Source organism: Streptomyces sp. NPDC051913 (genome assembly GCF_044593635.1).
In the GTDB taxonomy this organism is placed as follows: domain Bacteria; phylum Actinomycetota; class Actinomycetes; order Streptomycetales; family Streptomycetaceae; genus Streptomyces.
Genome location: NZ_JBIUCI010000027.1, coordinates 50,359 through 73,382 on the forward strand (window position 1 = coordinate 50,359; position 23,024 = coordinate 73,382).

22 protein-coding genes are annotated in these 23,024 nt (G+C 71.4%); 17 read left to right on the forward strand and 5 right to left on the reverse strand.

What is annotated here, in order from left to right; all coding sequences use genetic code 11:
- The first annotated feature begins 1 nt into the window (after position 1).
- The 3 genes from ACIHIX_RS44295 to ACIHIX_RS44305 are packed head-to-tail and all read left to right on the forward strand — an operon-like array spanning position 2 to position 3,907.
- Entirely contained in the window at positions 2-1,129 is a 1,128-nt protein-coding gene (locus tag ACIHIX_RS44295) for a CaiB/BaiF CoA transferase family protein (protein ID WP_399966293.1), read from the forward strand.
- Between the two features lies 1 nt (position 1,130).
- A complete protein-coding gene (locus tag ACIHIX_RS44300; protein WP_399966294.1) occupies positions 1,131-2,276 on the forward strand; it encodes a thiolase family protein in 1,146 nt (381 codons plus the stop codon).
- Positions 2,273-3,907 carry a thiolase C-terminal domain-containing protein gene (locus ACIHIX_RS44305; protein ID WP_399966296.1) on the forward strand — a complete coding sequence of 545 codons (1,635 nt, stop codon included), beginning with the start codon at positions 2,273-2,275 and terminating at the stop codon, positions 3,905-3,907. The genes ACIHIX_RS44300 and ACIHIX_RS44305 overlap by 4 nt, the downstream gene beginning before the upstream one ends.
- A gap of 28 nt (positions 3,908-3,935) precedes the next feature.
- On the opposite strand, the gene ACIHIX_RS44310 is transcribed toward ACIHIX_RS44305, so the two are convergent.
- Both ACIHIX_RS44310 and ACIHIX_RS44315 read right to left on the reverse strand, forming a co-directional pair.
- Positions 3,936-5,171: a cytochrome P450 gene (locus ACIHIX_RS44310; protein ID WP_399966297.1), complete on the reverse strand. Its 1,236-nt coding sequence runs from the start codon at positions 5,169-5,171 to the stop codon at positions 3,936-3,938.
- A 98-nt stretch (positions 5,172-5,269) separates the two neighbouring features.
- Positions 5,270-6,469, reverse strand: a complete 1,200-nt coding sequence (locus ACIHIX_RS44315) for an acyl-CoA dehydrogenase family protein (protein WP_399966298.1) — start codon at positions 6,467-6,469, stop codon at positions 5,270-5,272.
- 150 nt (positions 6,470-6,619) lie between these two features.
- Here ACIHIX_RS44315 and ACIHIX_RS44320 point away from each other — a divergent pair, with 150 nt between their 5' ends.
- The 5 genes from ACIHIX_RS44320 to ACIHIX_RS44340 all read left to right on the forward strand — a co-directional run bounded on the left by ACIHIX_RS44320 (position 6,620) and on the right by ACIHIX_RS44340 (position 12,249).
- Complete coding sequence (locus tag ACIHIX_RS44320; RefSeq protein WP_399966299.1) at positions 6,620-8,095, forward strand: FadR/GntR family transcriptional regulator; 1,476 nt, start codon at positions 6,620-6,622, stop codon at positions 8,093-8,095.
- Positions 8,096-8,167: 72 nt separating this feature from the next.
- Complete coding sequence (locus tag ACIHIX_RS44325) at positions 8,168-9,316, forward strand: acyl-CoA dehydrogenase family protein (RefSeq protein ID WP_399966300.1); 1,149 nt, start codon at positions 8,168-8,170, stop codon at positions 9,314-9,316.
- Between the two features lie 10 nt (positions 9,317-9,326).
- Entirely contained in the window at positions 9,327-10,094 is a 768-nt protein-coding gene (locus ACIHIX_RS44330) for an SDR family NAD(P)-dependent oxidoreductase (RefSeq protein WP_399966301.1), read from the forward strand.
- A complete protein-coding gene (locus ACIHIX_RS44335) occupies positions 10,091-11,269 on the forward strand; it encodes an acyl-CoA dehydrogenase family protein (protein ID WP_399966302.1) in 1,179 nt (392 codons plus the stop codon). Before ACIHIX_RS44330 ends, ACIHIX_RS44335 begins: the two co-directional genes overlap by 4 nt.
- On the forward strand, positions 11,266-12,249 hold the full coding sequence (locus ACIHIX_RS44340; protein WP_399966303.1) for an NADPH:quinone oxidoreductase family protein: 984 nt from the start codon (positions 11,266-11,268) through the stop codon (positions 12,247-12,249). Before ACIHIX_RS44335 ends, ACIHIX_RS44340 begins: the two co-directional genes overlap by 4 nt.
- A gap of 7 nt (positions 12,250-12,256) precedes the next feature.
- Here ACIHIX_RS44340 and ACIHIX_RS44345 read toward each other — a convergent pair whose 3' ends face one another.
- On the reverse strand, positions 12,257-13,120 hold the full coding sequence (locus ACIHIX_RS44345) for a mycofactocin-coupled SDR family oxidoreductase (protein ID WP_399966304.1): 864 nt from the start codon (positions 13,118-13,120) through the stop codon (positions 12,257-12,259).
- 132 nt (positions 13,121-13,252) lie between these two features.
- Between ACIHIX_RS44345 and ACIHIX_RS44350 the strand changes: the two genes are divergently transcribed.
- The 4 genes from ACIHIX_RS44350 to ACIHIX_RS44365 are packed head-to-tail and all read left to right on the forward strand — an operon-like array spanning position 13,253 to position 15,646.
- Positions 13,253-14,398, forward strand: a complete 1,146-nt coding sequence (locus tag ACIHIX_RS44350; RefSeq protein ID WP_399966305.1) for an amidohydrolase family protein — start codon at positions 13,253-13,255, stop codon at positions 14,396-14,398.
- Positions 14,395-14,622 carry a hypothetical protein gene (locus tag ACIHIX_RS44355; protein ID WP_399966306.1) on the forward strand — a complete coding sequence of 76 codons (228 nt, stop codon included), beginning with the start codon at positions 14,395-14,397 and terminating at the stop codon, positions 14,620-14,622. The genes ACIHIX_RS44350 and ACIHIX_RS44355 overlap by 4 nt, the downstream gene beginning before the upstream one ends.
- Before the next feature lie 7 nt (positions 14,623-14,629).
- The gene (locus tag ACIHIX_RS44360; protein WP_399966307.1) at positions 14,630-15,442 is read left to right on the forward strand and encodes a mycofactocin-coupled SDR family oxidoreductase; all 813 of its coding nucleotides are present in this window, start codon (positions 14,630-14,632) and stop codon (positions 15,440-15,442) included.
- Between the two features lie 15 nt (positions 15,443-15,457).
- Positions 15,458-15,646 carry a ferredoxin gene (locus ACIHIX_RS44365; protein ID WP_399966308.1) on the forward strand — a complete coding sequence of 63 codons (189 nt, stop codon included), beginning with the start codon at positions 15,458-15,460 and terminating at the stop codon, positions 15,644-15,646.
- Between the two features lie 70 nt (positions 15,647-15,716).
- On the opposite strand, the gene ACIHIX_RS44370 is transcribed toward ACIHIX_RS44365, so the two are convergent.
- Entirely contained in the window at positions 15,717-16,589 is an 873-nt protein-coding gene (locus tag ACIHIX_RS44370; RefSeq protein WP_399966309.1) for a VOC family protein, read from the reverse strand.
- A gap of 168 nt (positions 16,590-16,757) precedes the next feature.
- Here ACIHIX_RS44370 and ACIHIX_RS44375 point away from each other — a divergent pair, with 168 nt between their 5' ends.
- The gene (locus ACIHIX_RS44375) at positions 16,758-17,618 is read left to right on the forward strand and encodes an alpha/beta fold hydrolase (protein ID WP_399966310.1); all 861 of its coding nucleotides are present in this window, start codon (positions 16,758-16,760) and stop codon (positions 17,616-17,618) included.
- 41 nt (positions 17,619-17,659) lie between these two features.
- Positions 17,660-18,268: a TetR family transcriptional regulator gene (locus tag ACIHIX_RS44380; protein WP_399966311.1), complete on the forward strand. Its 609-nt coding sequence runs from the start codon at positions 17,660-17,662 to the stop codon at positions 18,266-18,268.
- A 56-nt stretch (positions 18,269-18,324) separates the two neighbouring features.
- Here ACIHIX_RS44380 and ACIHIX_RS44385 read toward each other — a convergent pair whose 3' ends face one another.
- Positions 18,325-19,923, reverse strand: coding sequence for an FAD-binding protein (locus ACIHIX_RS44385; protein ID WP_399966312.1), 1,599 nt, complete (start codon positions 19,921-19,923; stop codon positions 18,325-18,327).
- Positions 19,924-20,186: 263 nt separating this feature from the next.
- Between ACIHIX_RS44385 and ACIHIX_RS44390 the strand changes: the two genes are divergently transcribed.
- Genes ACIHIX_RS44390 through dmpG form a run of 3 tightly spaced genes read left to right on the forward strand, consistent with a single transcriptional unit; the run spans position 20,187 to position 22,986 of the window.
- A complete protein-coding gene (locus tag ACIHIX_RS44390; RefSeq protein WP_399966315.1) occupies positions 20,187-21,020 on the forward strand; it encodes a 2-keto-4-pentenoate hydratase in 834 nt (277 codons plus the stop codon).
- A complete protein-coding gene (locus ACIHIX_RS44395) occupies positions 21,017-21,979 on the forward strand; it encodes an acetaldehyde dehydrogenase (acetylating) (RefSeq protein ID WP_399966316.1) in 963 nt (320 codons plus the stop codon). The genes ACIHIX_RS44390 and ACIHIX_RS44395 overlap by 4 nt, the downstream gene beginning before the upstream one ends.
- On the forward strand, positions 21,976-22,986 hold the full coding sequence (dmpG, locus tag ACIHIX_RS44400; RefSeq protein WP_399966317.1) for a 4-hydroxy-2-oxovalerate aldolase: 1,011 nt from the start codon (positions 21,976-21,978) through the stop codon (positions 22,984-22,986). Before ACIHIX_RS44395 ends, dmpG begins: the two co-directional genes overlap by 4 nt.
- Positions 22,987-23,024 lie beyond the last annotated feature (38 nt).

Here is a 23,024-nt window from a genome sequence, read left to right on the forward strand (position 1 = left end):
CGTGACGGGGCCTCTCAACGGCGTCCGCGTGGTCGAACTCGGCGGCATCGGACCGGGGCCGTTCGCCGGGATGCTCCTGGCCGACCTCGGTGCGGACGTCGTCCGGGTGGATCGGCCCGGACGGGCGGACGAACCGGACGCGGGCGGACCGGCGGACCTCCTCAACAGAGGCAAGCGGTCGGTCGTCCTCGACCTGAAGGACCCGGCCGCGACCGCAGCGCTGCTCCGACTCGTCGAGCGGGCCGACGTGTTGATCGAGGGGTTCCGCCCCGGCGTCACCGAACGCCTGGGCATCGGACCGCACGCCTGTCTGGCCCGCAACCCCCGCCTGGCCTACGGCCGGATGACCGGCTGGGGCCAGGACGGACCTCTCGCGGCCGCGGCCGGGCACGACATCACCTACATCGCGCTCACCGGCGCGCTCGGTGCCATCGGCGGTCCCGAAGGTCCGCCGCAGATCCCGCTGAACCTCGTCGGTGACTTCGGAGGCGGCGGCTGTTATCTCGTCATTGGCGTGCTGGCCGCCCTGCATGCCGCCGCCCGCACCGGACAGGGACAGGTCGTCGACGCGGCCATCGTCGACGGCACCGCCCACCTCCTCGCCAGCACCTACGCCAAGCTCGCACGCGACGAGTGGAGCGACGAACGGGGCGTCAACCGCTTCGACGGCGGCTGGCCCTTCTACGCGGTCTACGAGACCAAGGACGGCCGGCATGTGGCCGTCGGCGCGCTGGAGCGCACGTTCTACCGCACCCTGCTCGAACTGCTGGAGCTGGACGTGGATCCGGACCGGCAGCACGACCGCTCGACCTGGCCGGAGCTGCGGGCGCTGCTCGCGCGACGCTTCGCCGAGCGCACCCGCGACGAGTGGGCGGAGCTCTTCGAGGGCACCGACGCCTGCGTGGCGCCCGTACTCAGCCTCACCGAGGCCGCGCTGCACTCCCATCTGGCGGCACGGAGAAGCCTGTTCACCCGCGACGGGGTGGTCCAGCCCGCTGCCGCGCCCCGCTTCTCGGCCACGCCCACCCGCCCGGGCCGCGTGGCCCCGCCCGTCGGTGCCGACATCCGGGCCGTGTCCCGGGACTGGGGCGTGCGGTTGCCCGACCGACCTGACACACCAAGGAGTTGACATGCGAGACGCGGTCATCGTCGACGCCGTACGCACCCCGATCGGCAAGCGGAACGGAACGTTGGCGTCGGTGCACGCGGCGGATCTGTCGGCCGAGGTCCTCAAGGCGCTCGTCGAGCGCACCGGCATCGACCCGGGCACGGTGGACGACGTCGTCTGGGGCTGTGTCACCCAGATCGGCGACCAGTCCAGCAACGTCGGCCGGTTCGCCGTGCTCGCGGCCGGCTGGCCCGAACATGTCCCGGCGGTCACCGTCAACCGGGCCTGCGGCTCCAGCCAGCAGGCGGTCGACCAGGCCGCGCACGCCGTGATGTCGGGTCAGTACGACCTCGTCGTCGCGGGCGGGGTCGAGACCATGAGCCGGGTGCCGCTCGGCTCGCACCGGACCACGGGACAGCCGTACGGGCCCGCCGCCGTGGCCCGCTACGACGGCGCCGAGTTCAGCCAGGGGATCGGGGCCGAACTCATCGCCGAGCGCTGGGGTCTCACCCGGGCCCGTCTCGACGAGTTCGCCGCCGCCTCGCACGCGAAGGCCGCCGCGGCGATCGACGCCGGCGTCTTCGACGACCACATCGTGCCGATCGAGGTCGACGGCACCAAGTTCACGGTGGACGAGGGGTTGCGGCGGGGGACCTCGGTCGAGACGCTGGCCGGTCTCACACCGTCGTTCAGACAGGACGGTGTCATCCACGCCGGGAACTCCTCCCAGATCTCCGACGGAGCGGCCGCGCTGCTCGTCACCACCTCGGAGCGGGCCCGCGAACTGGGCCTCACCCCGATCGCCCGCTATCACACCGGCGCGGTCAGCGGTGCGGACCCGATCACCATGCTGCTCGGCCCGATCCCCGCGACCGAGAAGGTGCTGCGCCGCTCCGGTGTGCCCCTGGCGGACATCGGCGTGTACGAGGTCAATGAGGCCTTCGCCCCGGTTCCGCTGGCCTGGCTGGCCGAGACCGGCGCGGACCCCGAGCGGCTCAACCCGCTGGGCGGGGCCATCGGGGTCGGCCACCCGCTCGGCGGTTCCGGCGCCATCCTGATGACCCGGATGCTCGCCCGGATGCGGAGCGAGAACGTGCGCTACGGCCTCCAGACCATGTGCGAGGGCGGCGGCACCGCCAACGCCACGCTCGTCGAGCTGGTGTCATGACCCGGCCCCGCCCCCAACCCACCCTGGCCAGTGCCGAGTTCTGGGGATCGGGCGCCGACGGGGTGCTCAGGATCTCCCATTGCGCGGACTGCGACCGCCACTTTCACCCACCCCTGCCCGTGTGCCCCTCGTGCCGCGGCCGGGCCGTGGCCCTCGCCCCCGTGTCCGGCAAGGCGGTCGTGGTCGGCTTCAGCGTGAACCACCAGACCTGGCTGCCGCGGTTCCCGCCGCCGTACGTCGTCGCCGTGGTCGCCCTGGCCGAGGACGACCGGGCGCGGCTGACCACCAACATCGTGGGCTGCGGCCCTGACGAGGTGCACGTCGGCATGCGCGTCCGGGTGCGGTTCGAGCGGCTGGAGGAGGACATCCACCTCCCGCTCTTCGAACCCGACCCGGACACCGCCGAGGGACCCCTGCCGGAGCCGCGCGCGGTCCGGGCCCGGCCCAAGGCCTCCCCGCGGAAGTACGAGGACCGGGTCGCGCTGACCGGGGTGGGCCAGTCCCGTGTCGGCAGACGGCTCATGATCGATCCGCTCTCGCTCACCGTCGACGCCTGTCTCGCGGCGGTCGAGGACGCCGGGCTCACCCTGGACGAGATCGACGGGCTCTCCACCTACCCGGGGCCCCGGCCCGACGGCATGAGCGAGGGCGGCGTCACCGCGCTGACCGAGGCCCTTCAGCTACGGCCCACCTGGGTCAACGGCGCGTCCGAGGTGCCCGGCCAGATCGGCTCGGTCACCGCGGGCATGCTCGCGGTCGCCGCCGGGCTGTGCCGGCACGTGCTGTGCTTCCGCACGGTCTGGGAGTCCTCACACAGCGCCCTGCTCCGCTCCGGCCGCTGGGAGCCGTCCGGCGGCCGGGCCACCGGCATGTTCGAGTTCCGCGCGCCCTTCGGCGCCATGTCCGCGGCTCAGTGGATCGGCTGCAACGCATCTCACTACCTGCACCGTTACGGTGTCGGGCGTGAGGCCCTCGGTGCGATCGCCGTCACCGCGCGGGCGGGTGCGGCACGCAATCCCGAGGCCCTGCACCGCGATCCGCTGACGCTCGACGACTACTTCGCCGCCCGGATGATCACCACCCCGTTCGGCCTGTACGACTGTGACGTCCCCTGCGACGGAGCGGTGGCCGTCGTCGTCTCCGCGATCGAGACGGCGTACGACCGTCCGAGCCCGCCCGTCCTCGTCGAGGCCGTCGGCACGGCGGTGGGGGAGCGGCTGAGCTGGGACCAGGACACCCTGACCCACACGCCGCAGTCGCTGGGCCCCTCCGCGCATCTGTGGACCCGCACCGACCTCACACCCTCGGACGTCGATGTCGCCCTGCTCTACGACGGGTTCACCTTCAACGCCCTGTCCTGGATCGAGGGCCTCGGCTTCTGCGGACCGGGGGAGGCGACCGACTTCATCGCCGGGGGCAAGACCATCGCCCTGGACGGCGACCTCCCGCTGAATCCGCACGGCGGCCAGCTCTCGGCCGGCCGCCTGCACGGCTACGGCTTCGTCCGCGAGGCCGTCCTGCAACTGCGCGGCGCGGCGCACGGCCGTCAGGTGACCGACGCCCGGGTGGCCGTGGCCACCGCGGGCGGGGGAGTGCCGTCGGGGGCGATGCTGCTGCGGAGGGCGGAGTAGGCCGCCGCGCAGGCTGGGGGGAGGGCCGCTACCAGGCGACGGGCAGCTCGTAGATGCCGTACGCCTGGGAGTCCTCCTTGAACTTCAGTTCCGATACGTCGACGGCGAGCCGCAGGGTCGGGATCCTGCGGAACAGCGTGCTGTACACGACGTGCAGTTCGATGCGGGCCAGCTGCTGTCCGACGCACTGGTGCGGGCCCCAGCCGAAGGCGTGGTGGTGTGCCGCGCTGCGGGTGAGATCCAGCTTCTCGGGCTCGGGGAACGCCTGCGGGTCCCAGTTGGCGGCCGGCAGCGAGGCGATGACGCCCTCGCCCGCGCGGATGACCTCCCCCTCGATCTCGATGTCGTCCAGCACCGCCCGCCGGGCCAGCAGATGCGGGATGGTGAGATAGCGCAGCAGTTCCTCGACGGCCTTCGTCACGTACTTCGGGTCGTCCGCGTGCTCCCGCAGGTCTGCCAGCTGGCCGGGGTTCTGCAACAGCAGCGCGGTGCCCAGGGTGATCATGTTGGCGCTGGTGTCGTGCCCGGCGACCAGCAGGATGTGGCCGAGCGCCGCCGCGTCCGGCATGGCGAGCTCGCCCTCCGCGACCTTGGCACCGAGGTCGGACAGGACGTCCTCGCCGGGATCGGCCGTCTTGGCCTCGATCAGGCCGGTGATGTAGGCGCGCAGATCCGCCGTCGACCGGGCGGCTTCCTCGGGCGTCTTGAACCGCGCGTTGGTGACGCCGGCGTGCTCCTGGAAGAAGTCGTGGTCCGTGTAGGGCACGCCGAGCAGCGCGCAGATCATCAGCGACGGCAGGGGCAGGGAGAGCGCCTCGTTGAGGTCGACCGGGTTGGGGCCGGCCAGCATCTTGTCGAGCAGGTCGTCGGTGATCCGCTGGATCTCCGGGCGGAGCTTCTCCATACGGTGTCGGGTGAAGGAGTTGGTGAGCATCCGCCGCCACCGCGTGTGCTCGGCCCCGTCGGTGTTGTTGATCGACGGCTGCATCTGGGCCGCGTGCGCCTTCATGGCCTCCGTGGTGTGCGGGTAGCCGGGTGCGCCGATGTTGGCGCTGAGCCTTGGGTCGGTCAGCAGTTGGCGCTGGGCGGCGTGCGAGGTGACGAGCCACGGGGTGGTGCCGTCCCAGGTCCTGGCCCGGCGGACAGGCTTGCCGTCGTCATGCAGTTCGAGCAGTCCCGGTGGTGGCGCGAACGGGCACCGGCTCGACCGGGGGGAGGGGAACTCCGGGAGTTCCCCGGCGGCTGCGGACACGTTCTCGGCCATGGCTTCCTCGCCTTCTCGTAGCTGCCGCGAAGATTACGACGACCGGTCGGTACAATCAATAACTCGCGTAGGGCATGCCCCGTCCGGGCGGGCGAGGATCAGCGCGGCTCGCGAGGCAACCCGAGCCCCCGCTCGGCCACCTGCGTCCGCAGGACCTCGTTGGCCCCGCCGGCGATCGTGTAGGCCCGCGCGTACAGGTGGGCGTCCTGCCACCAGCCGTCGGCCCACACCCCCGGGTCGCCCTCGGCGAGCAGCCCGTCCGTGGCCTGCAACCGCAGGCCGAGGTCCACCAGGTCGTGGTTGAGCTCGCTGAAGAAGATCTTGCCGAGCAGCGCGTCGACGGGCTGCTCCGTCCCGTGGATCATCCGCGACTGAGCAAGGGCGATCATCGCGGCGTTCACCTGTACCCGCGCGGCCAGCTCGCCCACCGCCTGCCGGGTGGCGGAGTCGTCCAGCGCGGGCCGCCCGTCGACCGGCGTCCGCGCCGTGAGCGCCACCAGGTCGTCCAGTACGGCGGACAGTTCGGCACCCCGCGCGGCCACACCGGAACGCTCACGGCCGAGGCTGCTCATCGCGACCCGCCAGCCGCCGTTCACCGGGCCGATCACGTTCGCGACCGGGATGCGCACGCCGTCGAGGAAGACCTCGTTGAAGTCGGTGGTCCCGGTGATCTCGCGCAGCGGCCGCACCTCGACCCCCGGGCTGCGCATGTCCAGCGCGAAGGCCGTGATGCCCTTGTGCTTGGGGGCGTCGCCGTCGGTGCGGGCGAGCAGATAGCCCATGTCGGCGTGCTGGCCGTTGGTCGTCCACACCTTCTGGCCGTCGACGACGTACACCGCGTCGTCGCCCTCGCCCGCGCGGATCGCCCGCGTACGCAGCGCCGCCAGATCGCTGCCCGCCTCCGGTTCGCTGAAGAGCTGGCACCACACGTCCTCGCACGAGCGGACGCGGGGCAGGAAACGTGCCCGCTGCTCATCGGTTCCGAACTCGACCAGGGCCGCCGAGGCCAACGACGCCGCGCCGATCGGCGGCCAGGTGCGGGCGCGGGCGATCTCCTCCGCGACGACGGACGGTTCGAGCGGATGGGCGTCGGGCCGGCCGCCGTACTCGGCGGGCCAGTCGATGCCGAGCAGGCCCGCCTCGTACAGCTTGGCGGTCCACTCCCGGATCGCCGGCATCAGTGCCGCCTCGGGCGCGCGGACACCGGAGTGGCGCTTGACGCCGGGTGCGTGTTCCGCGACGAAGGCCCGCACCTTCCTCCGGAACGCCTCCAGCTCGGGCATGGACTCCAGGCGCATGACAGACGCTCCTTGTGGTCAAGCGGCTCGCTCTGCGGCCGCTGCCCGAAAATGAGTATACTTTAAACCCGGCGCTGGCCCGTCTGTCAGTGCCTGGCATCCGTGGTGAATAGACTGGGGATCCGAAATGTCCCCGCAGAGGAGTTGGCCATGGCGACTGCCGTCGACCGCGAGCCCGCCGACGGCGAGACCGGCGTCCCCGTGGGCAAGCTCGCCGCACAGACCGCGCGGCGTATCGAGGCGTCCGTGATCCGCCGGGGCTGGCCGGTCGGTGAGTCGCTGGGCTCCGAGGTGGACCTGCGGGAGCAACTCGGGGTCAGCCGCGCGGTGTTGCGCGAGGCGGTACGGCTCGTCGAGCACCATCAGGTCGCCCGCATGCGCCGCGGCCCGGGGGGCGGCCTGATCGTCTGCGCCCCCGACGCGGGACCGGCGACCCGGGCCATGGTCATCTACCTCGAGTATGTCGGCACCAGCGTCACCGACCTGCTCCAGGCCCGCCAACTCCTCGAACCGATCGCCGCGGGCCTGGCCGCCGAGCGGATCACCGAGGAGGGCATCGCCACGCTCCGGGCCACCCTCGACTCCGAACTCGCCCACCACGACGACCCGTCGGTGCACTCCCAGGACCCGCTGCACCCGGTGCTCGGCCGGCTGTCGGGCAACCCGGTGCTGCACCTGTTCATCGACGTACTCACCCGCCTCACCGCCCGGTACGCGCACACCTCCCGTCGTATCTCCAAGGCGGAGATGCACGCCGCCAAGGAGGTCTCGCAACGCGAACACCGCGCCGTGGTCGACGCGGTCGTCGCGGACGACGGAGCGCGCGCGCAGTCCGAACTCACCGCCCATCTGGAGTCGGTGGCCGCCTGGATCGTGAAGCACCGGGTGCGCCGCGGCGCACAGCGGATCTCCGGACACGTGGTCGAGCCGGAACTGGTCGAGGGGCCGCGGGCCAAGCTCGCCGAGGTGGTGGCCGCCCGGATCCACGATGACATCGCCGCCCGGGGCTGGCAGACCGGCATGGTCCTCGGCTCGGAAGCGGACCTGCTGGCCCGGTACGAGATCTCCCGGGCCGTGCTCCGGGAAGCCGTACGGCTGCTGGAGTACCACTCGGTGGCCCGGATGCGCCGCGGTCCCGGTGGCGGCCTGGTCGTCACCGAGCCCGAGGCGCAGGCCAGCATCGACACGATGGCGCTCTTCCTGGAGTACCAGGGCGTCACCGCCGACGACCTGCGGATCGTCCGCAACGCCATCGAACTCGGCGTCGTCGCCAGGGTGACGGCCCGGCAGGCGGCGGGCGACCCCAAGGTCGTCGAGCGTCTCGCGAAGGCGGTCCGCTGGGCCACCGAGGGCCCGGCGGACGATGCGCGCAAGGCGGACCTGTTCCACTCCGAACTGGCGGACCTGGCGAACAATCCCGTGCTGTCACTGTTCCTCGCCATCATCACCGAGCTGTTCCGCCGGCACGCGTCCGGCCATGACCGGCCGCTGCCCGGGGACCGGGTGGCCGACGAGGTCCAGCACGTCCATCAGCGCATCCTCGACGCGATCGTGCAGGGCGACACAGGGGTGGCACGGCACCGGATGCGACGGCATTTGGATGCACTCATTCCCTGGTGGCACTGACCGCAGGTCCGATTCTCTGGACCGGGGAAACTAATTACGTATACTCAATAGGGTCCGATCGAAGGAGATTCGATGCGCCGGACCCTGTTCGAGCAGGACCACGAGGACTTCCGCCGCCTGGTCCGCGACTTCATCGCCCGCGAAGTGCTCCCGGTGTACGAGGACTGGCGACGCGCCGGACTCGTCCCCCGTGACCTGTTCACCGCACTGGGCGAGCTGGGCATCATCGGCACGGCCGTCCCCGAGGAGTACGGCGGGGGCGGCCAGGACGACTACCGCTTCAACGTCGTCCTCCAGGAGGAGTGCGCCCGCGCGGGCGTGACCCTCGGCGGTCTGCGGACCCATCTCGACATCGTCGTCCCGTACTTCACGGGCCTCGCGAACGCCGGCCAACGCGCCCGCTGGTTCCCAGGGCTGGCCTCGGGCGACCTGTACACCGCCATCGCGATGAGCGAACCGGACACCGGCTCCGACCTCGCGGGCGTCACGACCCGGGCGGTCCGCGACGGCCAGCACTACGTGCTCAACGGCGCCAAGACCTTCATCACCGGCGGCCACCACGCGGACCTGGTGATCGTCGTGGCCCGCACCGCCACCGACCCCGACGACCGGCGCGCCGGACTGTCCCTGCTGGTGGTGGAGAAGGGCATGCCGGGCTTCACCGTGGGGCGCAAGCTGGAGAAGATCGGCCTCGCCGTCCAGGACACCGTGGAACTGACCTTCGCCGATGTCCGCGTCCCCGTCGCCAACCTCCTCGGTGAGGAAGGCGCCGCCTTCACCCTCCTCGGCCGCAACCTGGCCCAGGAAAGGCTGGCCATCGCCGTCGGTGCCGTCGCCCAGGCCCGCGCCGCGATCGAGATGACGCTCACCTACGTCCGCGACCGGACCGTGTTCGGCAGGCCGGTCGCCCACTTCCAGAACACGAAGTTCGAACTCGCCGCCATGTCAGCCGAGTCGGAGGCCGCCCAGACCCTCCTGGACGCGGCGGTCACGGCGCTGGTCGCCGGCGAGCTGACGCCGGCCGACGCGGCCAGGACCAAGCTGTTCTGCACCGAGACACAGGGCCGTGTGATCGACCGCTGTCTGCAACTGCACGGTGGATACGGCTACATCCTCGAATCCCCGATCGCCCGGCTGTACGCCGACGCCCGGGCCACCCGCATCTACGGCGGCACCAGCGAAGTCCTGAAGACCATCATCAGCAAGTCCCTGGGACTGTGAGGAGCCTGATGTGAACATCGAAGGATCGGCGGCCCTGGTCACCGGGGGCGCCTCCGGCCTCGGCCTGGCCACCGCACGCCGCCTCATCGACCGCGGCGGCCGTGTCGTCCTCGCCGACATCTCCGAGGAGCAGGGCGCCAAGGCGGTCGCCGACCTGGGTGAGGCCGCCCGTTTCGTCCGCGCCGACGTCACCGACGAGGTCTCGGTCACGGCAGCCCTCGACGCCGCGCGGCAGCTCGGCCCGCTGCGCTGTGTCGTGCACTGCGCCGGGCGCGGCGGCGACCGCACCCGCATCATCGATCGCGACCGCACCCCCGGCGGACTCGACACCTTCGCCGAGGTCGTACGGGTCAATCTGATCGGCACCTACAACGTGCTGCGTCTGGCAGCCGCCCGGCTCTCGGGCAACGACGTCGTCGACGGCGACCGCGGGGCCATTGTCCTGACCGCCTCGGTCGCCGCCTTCGACGGCCAGATCGGCCAGACCTCCTACACCGCGGCCAAGGCCGGCGTGCACGGTCTGACCCTCGTTGCCGCCCGTGACCTCGCCAGCTGGCAGATCCGCGTGAACACCATCGCCCCGGGCGTCATGGACACCCCCATGCTGGGCCGGCTGCGCGAGGACATCCGCGACGGCCTCGCGGCGACCGTGCCCCACCCCAAGCGCCTCGGCGACCCCGACGACTTCGCCCGCCTCGCCGTGGAGGCCCTGGAGAACCCCTACCTCAACGGCCAGACGATCCGCCTCGACGGCGCCATCCGCATGGCCCCGCGATGACAGCGGTGGAGACCGACGAGCAGTTCCGCGCCCGCCTACGTGCCTTCCTGACGGAACAGCACCCCGGCCGCCGCCCCAAGGATCCCGCCGAACGCCTGGCATGGCACAAGAAGTGGCTGGCCGCGCTGTACGACGCCGGATACGCCGGGCCGGGCTGGCCGCGCGCGTACGGCGGCATGGACCTCTCCTTCGCCCGCCAGGTCATCTACCAGGAGGAGTACGCCCGAGCCCGGGTCCCCGGCCCCCTGGGCACCGGCCTCGGCATCGCCGCGCCGACCCTCATCAGGTACGGCACCAGCGAGCAGAAGGACCGCTACCTGCGCCCCATGCTGCGCGGCGACACGGTCTGGGCGCAGGGCTACTCCGAGCCGGAGGCGGGCTCGGATCTCCCCGCGCTGCGGACGACGGCACGCCGCGACGGCGCGGAGTACGTGGTCACCGGGCAGAAGGTGTGGAACAGCTCCGCCGACCTCGCCGACATCCTCTTCACGCTCGTACGCACCGGACCGCCCGACTCCCGCCAGGACGGCATCAGTTACCTGCTGATCGACGCCCACGCCCCCGGCGTGACCGTGCGTCCGCTGCGTGACCTGACCGGGGACGCGCACTTCTGCGAGATCTTCTTCGACGGCGTCCGGGTGCCGGTCGCCGACCGGATCGGCGAGGAGAACGGCGGCTGGCCCCTGGTCCGCACCAGCCTCGGCCATGAACGCGCCGCCGGGGCGATGAACCAGGCGGCCCGGTACCGGCGGGTGCTCGACGAGCTGATCGCCCTCGCCCACGAACGCGGTGCCACCGCCGACCCCCTGATCCGCGACCGGCTGGCAGACCTCGAGATCCGGGTGACCATCATGCGGCTCACCGGAATGCGGACCATCGCCGACATCATGGCCAAGGGCGAACCGGGCCCCGCCTCCTCCACGTCCCGGCTCTTCATCGTCACCTTCGAGCAGGAACTCCACGAGTTCGCGGTGGAGTTGCTGGGCCCGTACGGTCTCCTGGGCCGCCGCGACCCGCACGCCGTCCAGCACGGCCGCTGGGTCTGGGGCTTCCTGCGCACCCGAGCCTCGACGATCGGCGCGGGTACGGCGGAGATCCAGCGCAACACCATCGCCGAGCAGGTCCTGGGCCTGCCCCGGGACCCGGAGACGCCGACCATCGGAAGGGCGCGATGAGAGCCGCACGCTGCACGCGGTACGGACCACCGCACGGGCTGCGGGTCGTCGACCTCGACGTGCCCGAACCCGGCCCCGGCGAAGTCCTGGTCCGCGTGCACGCCGCCGCGGTCAACTTCCCCGACGTCCTGCTCGTCGCGAACCGCTACCAGATCACCCCACCCCTGCCGTTCACCCCCGGCAGCGAGTTCGCCGGGGTCGTCGCCGCCGCCGGCCCCGGCGTGACGAGCCCCGCGGTCGGCGCGCCGGTGGCCGGCGCGGTCCTGACGGGCGCGTTCGCCGAGCAGGTCGTCGTACCCGTCGAGGGGCTGCGGCCCGTCCCCGAGGGCCTCGACATGGTCCACGCCGCCGCGTTCCACGTCACGTACGCGACCGCCTACCACTCCCTGGTCACCGTCGGCCGCGGCACGGCGGGGGAGTGGGCGGTGGTCCTCGGGGCCGCCGGCGGGGTCGGCAGCGCGGCCGTCGACATCGCGAACCGGCTCGGGATGCGCGTCGTGGCCGCGGCGTCCAGCCGGGAACGGCTCGCGGTCGCCCGCAAGCTGGGCGCGGAGGCCGGGATCGACTACGTCCACGAGGAGCTGAAGACCCGGATCCGCGAGCTGACCGCCGGTGAGGGCGCCCACCTCGTGGTGGACCCCGTGGGCGGCGACCACGCCGAGGCCGCCCTGCGCGGGTTGCGACGGGGCGGCCGGTTCGTGACCGTGGGGTACGCCGACGGGACGATCCCCCGGATCCCGCTCAACCTGGTGCTGCTCAAGGACGCCGTCGTACGGGGCTTCGAGATCCGCATGCTGCGCCGGTACGCACCGGACACGGTGGCCGCAGGCGACCGGGCGCTCGCCCGGATGGTCCGGGACGGGATGCGCCCGCTCGTCTCCCGGGTCCACCCGCTCGCCGAGGTGGCCGCCGCGCTGACCGACGTGGCGGAACGCCGCACCACCGGCAAGGTGGTCATCGACATGACGAGCGGGTCATGAACTCCGCTCAGAACGTGGGTAGTTGTGGGCGCCGCTTGACGTAGCCGCCGGCGTCCACCCGCATCTGCATCCCGGTGACGTACTTCGACTCGTCCGACACCAGGAAGAGCACCATGTCGGCGATGTTCTCCGGCTCGACGTAGGGGACGCCGAACCCGGTCGTCGCGGGGAAGGAGGGCAACGCGTCCTCGCGGGTGGGGTTCTCCAGGTCGGGCCGGAAGGACCGGTACATGAGGTCGCTGTTGAGCATGTCCGTGTTGACGTTGGTCGGGTGCAGGGCGTTGACCCGGATCTGCCGGGACGCGAGCACGGTCGCCAGGTCGTGCACGAACGCCGCGACCTGGCGCTTGGCGAACGAATAGCCCAGCCCGCCGGGCCCGTTGGCCGGGTTGTCGACGGTCGCCGGTATCAGTCCGGCGATCGATCCGGTCGCGACGATCGAGGCACCGTCGGGCAGATGGGGCAGGGCGGCGTCGACGGCGTGGACCACTCCGTTGAAGTCGACGGTGACGGCGTCGAGGAAGGCCTGCGCGCTCTGCCCGGGCCCCAGCGGGCAGATGCCGGCCTGGGCGACGACCGCGTCGAGGCGCCCCAGTTCGGCCACGCCGTCGGCCACGGCGGCCTTGAGCGCTGCCGGGTCCCGCACGTCGGCTGTGCAGGCCACGATGCGCCGGCCGAGCTTCTCGACCTGCCGAACGGTCTCCTCCAGGTCCGCCTCGGTGGCCAGAGGGTAGCCGTTGGTGGCGATGTCCGCGCACAGATCCACGGCGATGATGTCAGCTCCCTCGGTGGCGAGCCGGATCGCCTGGGCCCGGCCCTGGCCGCGCGCGGCCCCGGTGATGAAGACGACCTTGTCCTGCACTCGACCCATGGGGTCTCCTTCCGTCGAATAAAAGAGTAGCCTCAATGGGGGAGTTGGGGTCGGGGCTCCCGCTCAGCGAGACCCGATCAGTGCACACAATCCGCCCGGTGTTAGAGAGTTCCGAGACCGAGGGAGCCCAGCATGCCGTTGCAGCCGTGGATGAAGTTGCTGTCGACCGACGACCATCTGATCGAGCCCCCGCGGCTGTGGTCGGACCGCCTCCCGGCACGGTTCCGGGACACCGGTCCGCGCATAGTGGAGCAGCCGCGGGGAGAGGGGCAGGCGCCGGCCGAGGTGTGGGTGTACGAGGACCGGGTCCACCCGTACATCGGCCTGAACGCCGTAGCGGGCAAGAAGCCCGAGGAGTTCGGCCTGGAACCGACGCGCTACGACGAGATGATCCCGGGCTGCTACGACCCGAAGGCCCGCATCCGGGACATGGACCTCGACGGGGTGTGGGGAGCCCTCTGCTTCCCGTCGTTCCCGGGGTTCGCGGGCACGGTCTTCCTGGACGGGCAGGACCGTGAGCTGGCCCGGCTGTGCGTCCAGGCCTGGAACGACTTCGTGCTGGACGAATGGTGCGCCACCGCACCGGGCCGGCTCATCCCCCTGGTGATCCTGCCCCTGTGGGACGTCGAGGCCTGTGTCGCCGAGATCCACCGCACCGCCGCCAAGGGCGCCAAGGCGATCTCCTTCCCGGAGAACCCGGTGCCACGAGGCCTGCCCTCCTTCCACACCGACCACTGGGACCCGGTGTTCTCGGCGGCCGAGGAGGCCGGACTCCCGCTGTGCCTTCACTTCGGCACCTCGGGCAAGCCGCCGAAGACGGCCGAGGACGCCCCGTTCGCCGTGACGATCGCCCTGTTCGGCTGCAACGCCATGTACGCCACCGCCGACCTGCTGTTCTCCCCGGTGCTGCACAAGCACCCGAAGCTGAGGATCGGTCTGTCCGAGGGCGGGATCGGCTGGATCCCGTACCTCCTGGAACGCAGCGACGGCACCTGGGAGCGGCACCGCTTCTACCAGAACGTCAACCAGAGCGTGCGGCCCTCGGAACTGTTCCACAAACACTTCCACGGGTGCTTCATCGACGACCGGTTCGGCGTCGAGAACCGCCACCATGTCGGCGTCGACAAGATCACCTGGGAGTGCGACTACCCCCACTCCGACTCCTACTGGCCCAGGAGCCGCGCCTACGCGGCAGAGGTCCTGGCCGACGTGCCCGACGAAGAGGTGCATCAGATCGTGGAGTTGAACGCCCGCCGCCTGTACAACCTGCCCGCATGAGCCGCGTCCCGGAGTCCGAGCGCTCCGACTGGACCGACCTCGACCTGCTCACCCGCGAGGAGGCTCACGGCCGTCTGGTCGCGGAGATCGCCGAGACGGACGTACGACTGGCCGGACTCGGCGAGAGCGAGTCCGCCGCGGCCGAGCGTGAACTCCTGCGCTCCCGGCTGCGCGCCCTGCGCGAGGCCGCCGAGGACCTGATCGACCAGCCGCGGAAGGACTGAGGCAGCCATGGGACGGGTGGAGGGAAAGGTCGCGCTCATCACGGGAGCGGCCCGCGGCCAGGGTCGCTCGCACGCCGTACGACTGGCGGAGGAAGGCGCGGACGTCGTCGTCACCGACGTCTGCCACGACATCAGCGCCGAGCTGCCGTACCCGCTCGCGACCAGGGAACAGCTCGACGAGACGGCCGAGTTGGTCAGGAAGACCGGCCGGCGGTGCGTCGCCGTACGAGCCGACGTCCGGTCGGTGGCCGAGATGCGCGCCGCCGTCGACACGGCACGTGAGGAGTTCGGGCGGCTCGACGTGGTCGTGGCCAACGCCGGTGTCATGAGCATCGGCGCCGCCTGGGAGCTGTCCGAGGAGGCCTGGGACGTCACCGTCGACGTCAACCTCAAGGGCGCCTGGAACACCGCGCGGGCCGCGATCCCCTGGATGATCGAGGCGGGGGAGGGCGGCTCGATCATCATCACCAGCTCCGCCGCCGGCCTGCGCGGTCATGTGCCGTACGCCCACTACGTGGCCGCCAAGCACGGCGTGGTGGGCCTGATGAAGGCCCTGTCCAACGAACTCGCCCCGCACCGCATCCGGGTGAACACCGTGCACCCCACCGGGGTGAGCGACACGGGCATCACCGTCGGTGTGCCGGTCGAGGAACTCGCCGCACGCGAGCCGCTGTTCGCCCTCGCGGCCATGAACCCGCTGGCCCCCTACGTCGAGCCCCGGGACGTGTCCAACGCCGTCCTCTTCCTCGCCTCGGACGAGGCCCGGTACGTCACGGGGCTGCAGTTCACCGTGGACGCGGGGTCGACCAACAAGCCGTAGAACGGAGTGGATCGAATGAAGATCACGATCGACACGTCCTCGTGCTCCGGGCACGCCCGGTGCGCGGCGGCCGCCGCCGGACTCTTCCGGCTGGACGACGACGGCTACGCGCTGCCGTTGGACGGCGAGGTGCCCCGGGGTCTCGAAGAGGCCGCCCGCGACGGCGAGCGGGCCTGCCCGGAACGGGCGATCACCGTCGAGTGACCCGGCGCGGACAGGACTGAGCCCCACGGTCCCTGGCCGTGGGGCTCAGTCGTCTCTCGCCCGCCGGGGCTCAGCCGGCCGGCTGCGGCGGCGGCGTGAAGTGGTGGCCCCAGAACGCGCCGTCCGTGATCTCGTAGACGGGCACCGGCTCGGGCACCTTCAGGCCGTTCCAGCCGAACTCGACCGCGTAGTTCTCCGGCGACCAGACATAGAACGACACCATGTGGTCGTTGGTGTGCTTGCCGAGCGAGTGCATCATCGGCACCTCGTACGTGGCGGCCCGGTCCAGAGCCCGCCCCACATCGTCCAGGGCGGCGCCCTCGACCATGAAGTGCAGCAGCCGCCCGGAACCCGGCATCGGGGTGACGCCGAGGGTGTGGTGGCGGGGGTTGCAGCCCATGAACCAGGTCGTGCCGCCGGGCGAGCGCATGGTGTTGCGCTCGATGAAGCCGAGGACGTTCACATAGAAGTCGAACGTCGACCGCGCGTCCTCGGCCGAGATGATGGCGTGCCCGAAGCCCATGTCGCCCGTGACGAACTTCGAGACCAGCGGTGTCTGGACCGGCACATGGTCGAGGGTCGTGCCGTAGAACAGTTCGACCGGGTTGCCGCCCGGGTCGTTGAACTTGACGAAGCCCGTGACCTTCCGCTCCGCCGCCTCGGCCTCGGTGCCGGCCGTCACCTTGATCCCGGCCTTCTCGACGTCCGCGACCAGGTTCGCCAGCTCCCGCTCGTCGAGGACCTCGAAGCCCAGCGCCGTCATCGTGGGCTGGGCGCCCGGGGAGACCACGATTCGGGCCGGATAGTCGTCCATGCGGAAGGACAGCGACTCGGAGTCGCCGCCCTCGACCGGCATCAGGCCGAGGAAGTCGGCACCGAAGGTCTTCCACTTGCCGAGGTCGTTGGACTCCAGACGCAGGTACCCGAGTGAGCGCACACCCATCAGGCCCTCCCCTCACATCACATTCGGTCAGGTCCGGGGCGGCCCGTCGGGGCCCCGGTATCGGTACGTCCGTGACGGTAGACAGCCCGCGGTGCCCGCGGCCGGGACCGTCCCACTGATCGGGAGGCCGGCCGCGACCGCCACCTGGTGGGTGCCACGGTGAGCGTCATGACACTCAGCTACGAGGACACCCTGCGCGAACTCCCCACCGACGATGGCACGTTGCGCTATCACGAGGCCGGTGACGGACCGCCGTTGCTCCTGCTGCACGGGTCAGGGCCGGGCGTCACCGGCTGGCGCAACTACCAGCACAACCTGCCCGTGTTCGCCGAGCACTTCCGCTGCCTGGCCCTGGAGTTCCCCGGCTTCGGAGTGAGCGACCCGACCGCCGAGAGCCCGATGGCGGCGGCCCCCAAGGCCGTGCTGCGCTTCCTGGAGGGCCTCGGCCTGGAGCGCGTCGACGTGATCGGCAACTCCATGGGCGGCTTCGTCGCGGTGGGGCTCGCGGTCGCCCACAAGGACCTCTTCCGCCGGGTCGTGACCATCGGCGGCGTGGGACGCAACCTCCTCTCCCCGGCGCCCAGCGAAGGCCTCAACCTGCTCGTGGAGTTCGCCGAGAACCCCACCCGGGAGAACCTCGTCCAGTGGCTGCGCTCGATGGTCCATGACCCTGCCCTGCTCACCGAGGAGCTCATCGAGCAGCGCTGGGCGAGCGCGACCGAGCCGGAGACACTGGAGGCGTCCCGCCGGATCTACGGCCGCCAGGCCATGGCCGCCATCCAGGCCGCCCAGGCCCAGTCCGACCAGCCCGTGTGGGCCGCGCTGCACAAGGTCACCGCGCCCACCCTGCTGACCTGGGGCCGGGACGACCGGGTCACCCCGCTGGAGAACGCGCTCCTTCCGCTGCGGACCATTCCCCGGGCCGAACTGCATGTGCTGCCCGACTGCGGGCACTGGGCCATGATCGAGCAGAAGCAGGCCTGGGAGAGCGCGGTGCTGGCCTTCCTGACCCGGCCGGAGGCCGACTGAGTGCCGACGGCGGGAGCAGCCGACACGTGGGGGACGACGACATGGCGAGACCCGTGGAAGTACGGCGACCGGCCACCCCCGCGTCGAGCGGCCAGGCCGTTCGCCGGGTCCGCATCCTGCGCGCCGCCGCCGAACTCGGCGCACGCGAGGGGCTGGCCAGGGTGCAGATGCACGACGTGGCCAAGGGGGCCGGCGTCGCCATCGCCACGCTCTACCGGTACTTCCCCTCCAAGCCCTATCTGTTCCTCTCGGTCCTCGAGTGGCACATCGAGCAGTTCCTCGGAGACGGCGCCACCGGCCCGGTACCCCAGGAGGCGACGGACCCCGCGACCGAGGTCGCCGAGACACTCGTCGCGCTCAGCGGGAAGCTGCTCGGCAGCCCCCTGCTGGCTTCGGCGGTGGCGCTGTCGTCGTTCACGGAGTACGCGAGTGCCGTGCCCACCCGCTTCGACATCGTCGCGCGGCCGCTGGGACAACGGCTCCTGTGCCTGCTCGGGAGCCGCGCCGACACGGAGACCGCACACAGCAGGGTGCGGCTGCTCGTCTACAGCTGGTGGGGGCTGTTCGTGGCCATGCTGACCGAGGAGATCTCCACAGCGGAGGGTGAGGCGGCCCTACGGCTGGCCGCGCGGCTGATCGCGGCGCGATAGCGCACGGCACAGTGCCCGGGACACGTCACCTGCCGTGTCCCGGGCACTCGTGTGGGTCAGTCCGTCGCCTCGGTCATGTCCAGCACGGCGAGATACCCGAACACGAGACTGGAACCGATGGGTGTGCCCGCGCCCGGGTACACGCGCCCCGACATCGCGGCCGCGGTGTTCCCGGTCGCGTACAACCCGTCGATCGGCCGCCCGTCCGAGCGCAGCACGCGCGCGTGGGTGTCGATCCGCAGGCCGCCCTTGGTGCCGATGTCGGAGGGGACGATGGTGGCCGCGTAGAACGGCGGTTCGTCGATGGGGAGCAGCAGCGGGTTCGGCCACCCGGGGGCCGGGGTGGCGGGGAAGTTCTGCCGGGGGTCGGCCGGGAAGGGCACGATGTGGTGGAACATCTGGTCCCATGGCGTCTCACCACGGTGGAACCGCTCGTCGACGCCGGTCGGGGCGTACGTGTTGAACTCCTCGACGGTCCGCCGCAGCGCGTCGAACGGCACGCCGATGAGGCGGGCCAGTTCCTCCAGGGTGTCCGCCTTCTTCAGAGCGCCCGAGGCCAGCCACTCGTCGAGCGCCGGTGTGGCCGGCGGGAAGCCGATGCCGTCCCGGTCCAACTGCCGCTGGTCGAACACCCAGTGCGCCGGGATGTGGCTGACACCGGTCCCGTGGTGCAGCCGTACGATCTCGTGCGCGGCCTGGTCGTAGGGCCGCGTCTCGTTGACGAAGCGCTCGCCGGCGCCGTTGACCCAGATGCCGCCCCGGGTGCCGGTGTGGAAGAGGGGCAGACCGTCCGGGTGGACGAGCCCCGGCACGAACCAGGCCTCGTCCAGCAGGTCGGTGTCCGCGCCCACGGCGATGCCCGCCCGCAGGGCGTCGCCGGTGTTGGCCGGGGCGCCGTCGGACCACTCCCCGGTGAGCGGGGGCTGGTACTTCTCGCGCAGCTCACGGTCGTGCTCGAAGCCGCCGGCGGCGAGCAGGACGCCACGCCGGGCCCGGATCCTGGTCCGCTCGCCGTCGCTGACGACCTCGACCCCCGCGATCCTGCCGTGCTCCACGATCAGGCTCTCCAGGGCGGTGTTCAGCCGGAGTTCGCCGTGGCCCGTCTCCAGGAACGCCGACAGGGCCCGGCCGATGAGCGCACGGCCGCCGCTGAGCACGGGTCCCTCGTCGAAGCCGAACCGCTCGGTGGGCAGGGACTCGCGCAGGAGTGCTCTGCGCTCCTTGAGCTCCGCGGCCTCGACGGGGGGCGGGAAGACGGTGTGGCCCGTGGGGGAGGCCCCCTGTGTCGACGCGTAGTAGTCCGGAACGGGGCCGTGGACGAAGGACTGGAACCACGTGTTCTGTTCCAGCTCGTCGATGAGCCGGGGCCCGGCGGCCAGGTAGGCGTCCTGGAGCGCCTCCCGGGACGGGTCGTCGACGGCGCTGCGCAGATACGTCCGTACCTGCTCGACGTCGTCCCCGAGGCCGGCCCGGGTCAGCGGCGCGGACCCGGGGAACCACAAGCCTGCGCCGGAGTACGCCACGGTGCCGCCGACCCGGTCGGTCTTCTCGACGACGAGCGTGCGCAGGCCGCGCGAGGCCGCCACGTACGCCCCGACCAGACCTCCGCCCGACCCCACGACGATCACGTCGTAGGCATCCTCGTTGCTGCTCATCCGAACCTCCTCATGAGTGCCGACGTTCTTGGTGGGGGGTGTGCGGGACCGCGGTCGCAGGTGGGGACGTCGGGCAGAGGCGCGCCGGCGGCCATGCGGCAGTTCGCCCGACGAAGGTAATGAGCCCCGCCCGCCCCGCTGTTGGGTCATCTCGCTGAGCGAGACCGCCCGGACGGCGTTCCGGTCCCGGTGAGCGGAACGCTCGCCGTTGCCGCGCCTCGCGCCCGCTCAGGCTGGGGGCAGGCACGAGCCAGAGGATGCGAATGACAGACGTTTGGGAACCGACAGCCGTCGCGGACCGGGAGACCGCCGTGGCCGAGGCCGCCGCCCGGCTCATCCGTGCGGCCGAGGACCACAAGCCCTGCACGCCCGTACGCGACCTGCTCGGCGCGAGGGACATCAGCCTCGCGTACGCCGTTCAACGGCGGGTCATCGACGGGCGGATCGCGGCCGGAGCGCGGGTCGTCGGCCGCAAGATCGGGCTGACGTCGGCGTCGGTGCAGCGTCAAGTGGGGGTGGACCGGCCCGACTTCGGCGTCCTGCTGGACGACATGGACGTCAGCGGACTGCCGGCCGTGCCCAGCGGCCGGCTGCTCCAGCCCAGGGTCGAGGCGGAGATCGCCTTCGTTCTCGCCGAGGACCTCGACGAGGACGGACTCGATATCGAACGGGTCGGCTCGGCGGTCGGGTACGCGGTGGCCGCGCTGGAGATCGTGGACAGCCGGGTGACGGACTGGGACATCGCGATCACGGACACGGTCGCCGACAACGCCTCCAGCGGACTCTTCGTCCTCGGGCAACGGCGGGTCCCTCTCACCGAGTTCACGCCCCGGGACGCGACCATGCGGCTGTACGCCGATGGCGAGCTCGCCTCCGAGGGCGACGGCGCCGCCTGTCTTGGCGATCCGCTCGCCGCGCTGCTGTGGCTGGCCCGCACGGCCCGGGAGTTCGGCGACCCGTTGCGCGCCGGACAGGTCGTGCTGTCCGGCGCCCTGGGCCCGCTCGTCCCCACCCCGCCAGGCATCACCGTACGGGCCGAGATGTCGGGCCTGGGACCGGTGACCGCGACCTTCTCGACCGAGGAACACACAGGATGACGAAGACCAAGGTGGCCGTGATCGGCTCCGGCAACATCGGCACCGACCTGATGATCAAGGTCATGCGCCTGTCCGAGACCCTGGAGATGGCCGCGATGGTGGGCATCGACCCGGACTCGGACGGTCTGGCGCGCGCCGCCCGCCTGAAGGTGCCCACCACCCATGAGGGAGTGGACGGCCTGATCGGGATGGACGGCTTCGACGACATCGAGATCGTCTTCGACGCCACGTCGGCGAAGGCGCACATCGAGAACGCGAAGAAGCTCGCCCCCTACGGCAAACGACTGGTCGACCTCACCCCGGCGGCCCTGGGACCGTACGTGGTACCGACGGTGAACCTGGACGAACAGCTGGCCGACGCCGGTGTGGCTGTCGACAACTTCAACATGGTCACCTGCGGCGGTCAGGCGACCATTCCGATCGTCCACGCGGTCAGCAGGGTCACCCCCGTGCCCTACGCCGAGATCGTCGCCTCGATCTCCTCCCGGTCCGCCGGACCCGGCACGCGGGCCAACATCGACGAGTTCACCGAGACCACGTCCGGCGCGATCGAGAAGGTGGGCGGGGCCCGGCGGGGCAAGGCGATCATCGTGCTCAATCCGGCGGAACCTCCGCTGATCATGCGTGACACGGTGTACTGCCTGATCGGCGACGCGGACCAGGACGCGGTCCGGACCTCCGTCGAGGAGACGGTCGCGGCGGTGGCCGAGTACGTTCCCGGCTATCGGCTCAAGCAGCAGGTGCAGTTCACCCCGGTCCCCGCCGAGGACCCCGTCCACACGCTGCTGCCCGACGACGTCCCCAAGAGGCCGACCACCAAGGTCTCGGTGTTCCTCGAAGTGGAGGGCGCCGCGCACTACCTGCCCGCCTATGCGGGGAACCTCGACATCATGACCTCGGCCGCGTTGCGCGTCGCCGAGCGCATCGCCCGGCGGACGACCCCTGAGGTGACCAAGTGACGCGCAGGCTCTATGTACAGGACGTCACCCTCCGGGACGGCATGCACGCCATCCGGCACCGGATCACGCCCGAGTTCGTGTCCCGGATCTCCGCGGCCCTCGACCGGGCGGGTGTGGACGCGATCGAGGTCGCCCACGGCGACGGCCTGGCCGGCGGCAGCCTCAACTACGGGCCGGGCAGCAACACCGACTGGGAGTGGATCGAGGCGGCCGCGGACGCCATCGACCGTGCGGTCCTGACCTCCCTGCTGCTGCCGGGCATCGGCACCATCGCGGAGCTCAAGCGGGCCTACGCCCTCGGTGTGCGCTCCGTACGCATCGCCACCCACTGCACCGAGGCGGACGTGGCCGCCCAGCACATCTCCACCGCCCGCGAACTCGGCATGGACGTCTCGGGGTTCTTGATGATGGCCCACATGGCGCCCCCGGAAGCCCTCGCCCGACAGGCGAAACTGATGGAGACCTACGGCGCGCACTGTGTCTACGTCACCGACTCCGGCGGCCGGCTGACCATGGACGGTGTGCGCGACCGCATCCGCGCCTACCGGGACGTCCTGGACCCGGCCACCCAGATCGGCATCCACGCGCACGAGAACCTCTCCCTGTCCGTCGCCAACTCCGTGGTGGCCGTGGAGGAGGGGGTGACCCGGGTCGACGCCTCGCTCGCCGGGCAGGGCGCGGGCGCCGGCAACTGCCCCATCGAGCCGTTCGTCGCCGTCGCCAACCTCCTGGGCTGGAAGCACGACTGCGATCTGTTCGCCCTCCAGGACGCCGCCGAGGACCTGGTCCGCCCGCTCCAGGACAGGCCGGTGCGGGTGGACCGGGAGACGCTCACGCTCGGCTACGCGGGCGCCTACTCCAGCTTCCTGCGCCATGCCGAGACCGCGGCCGAGCAGTACGGTCTCGACGCCCGCACCATCCTGGAGGAGGTCGGCCGGCGTGGGCTGGTCGGCGGGCAGGAGGACATGATCGTGGACATCGCACTGGACCTCACCGCCCGCGGCTGATCCCGAAAGAGACGTACCGCTGCCCGGAACCGCTCTTC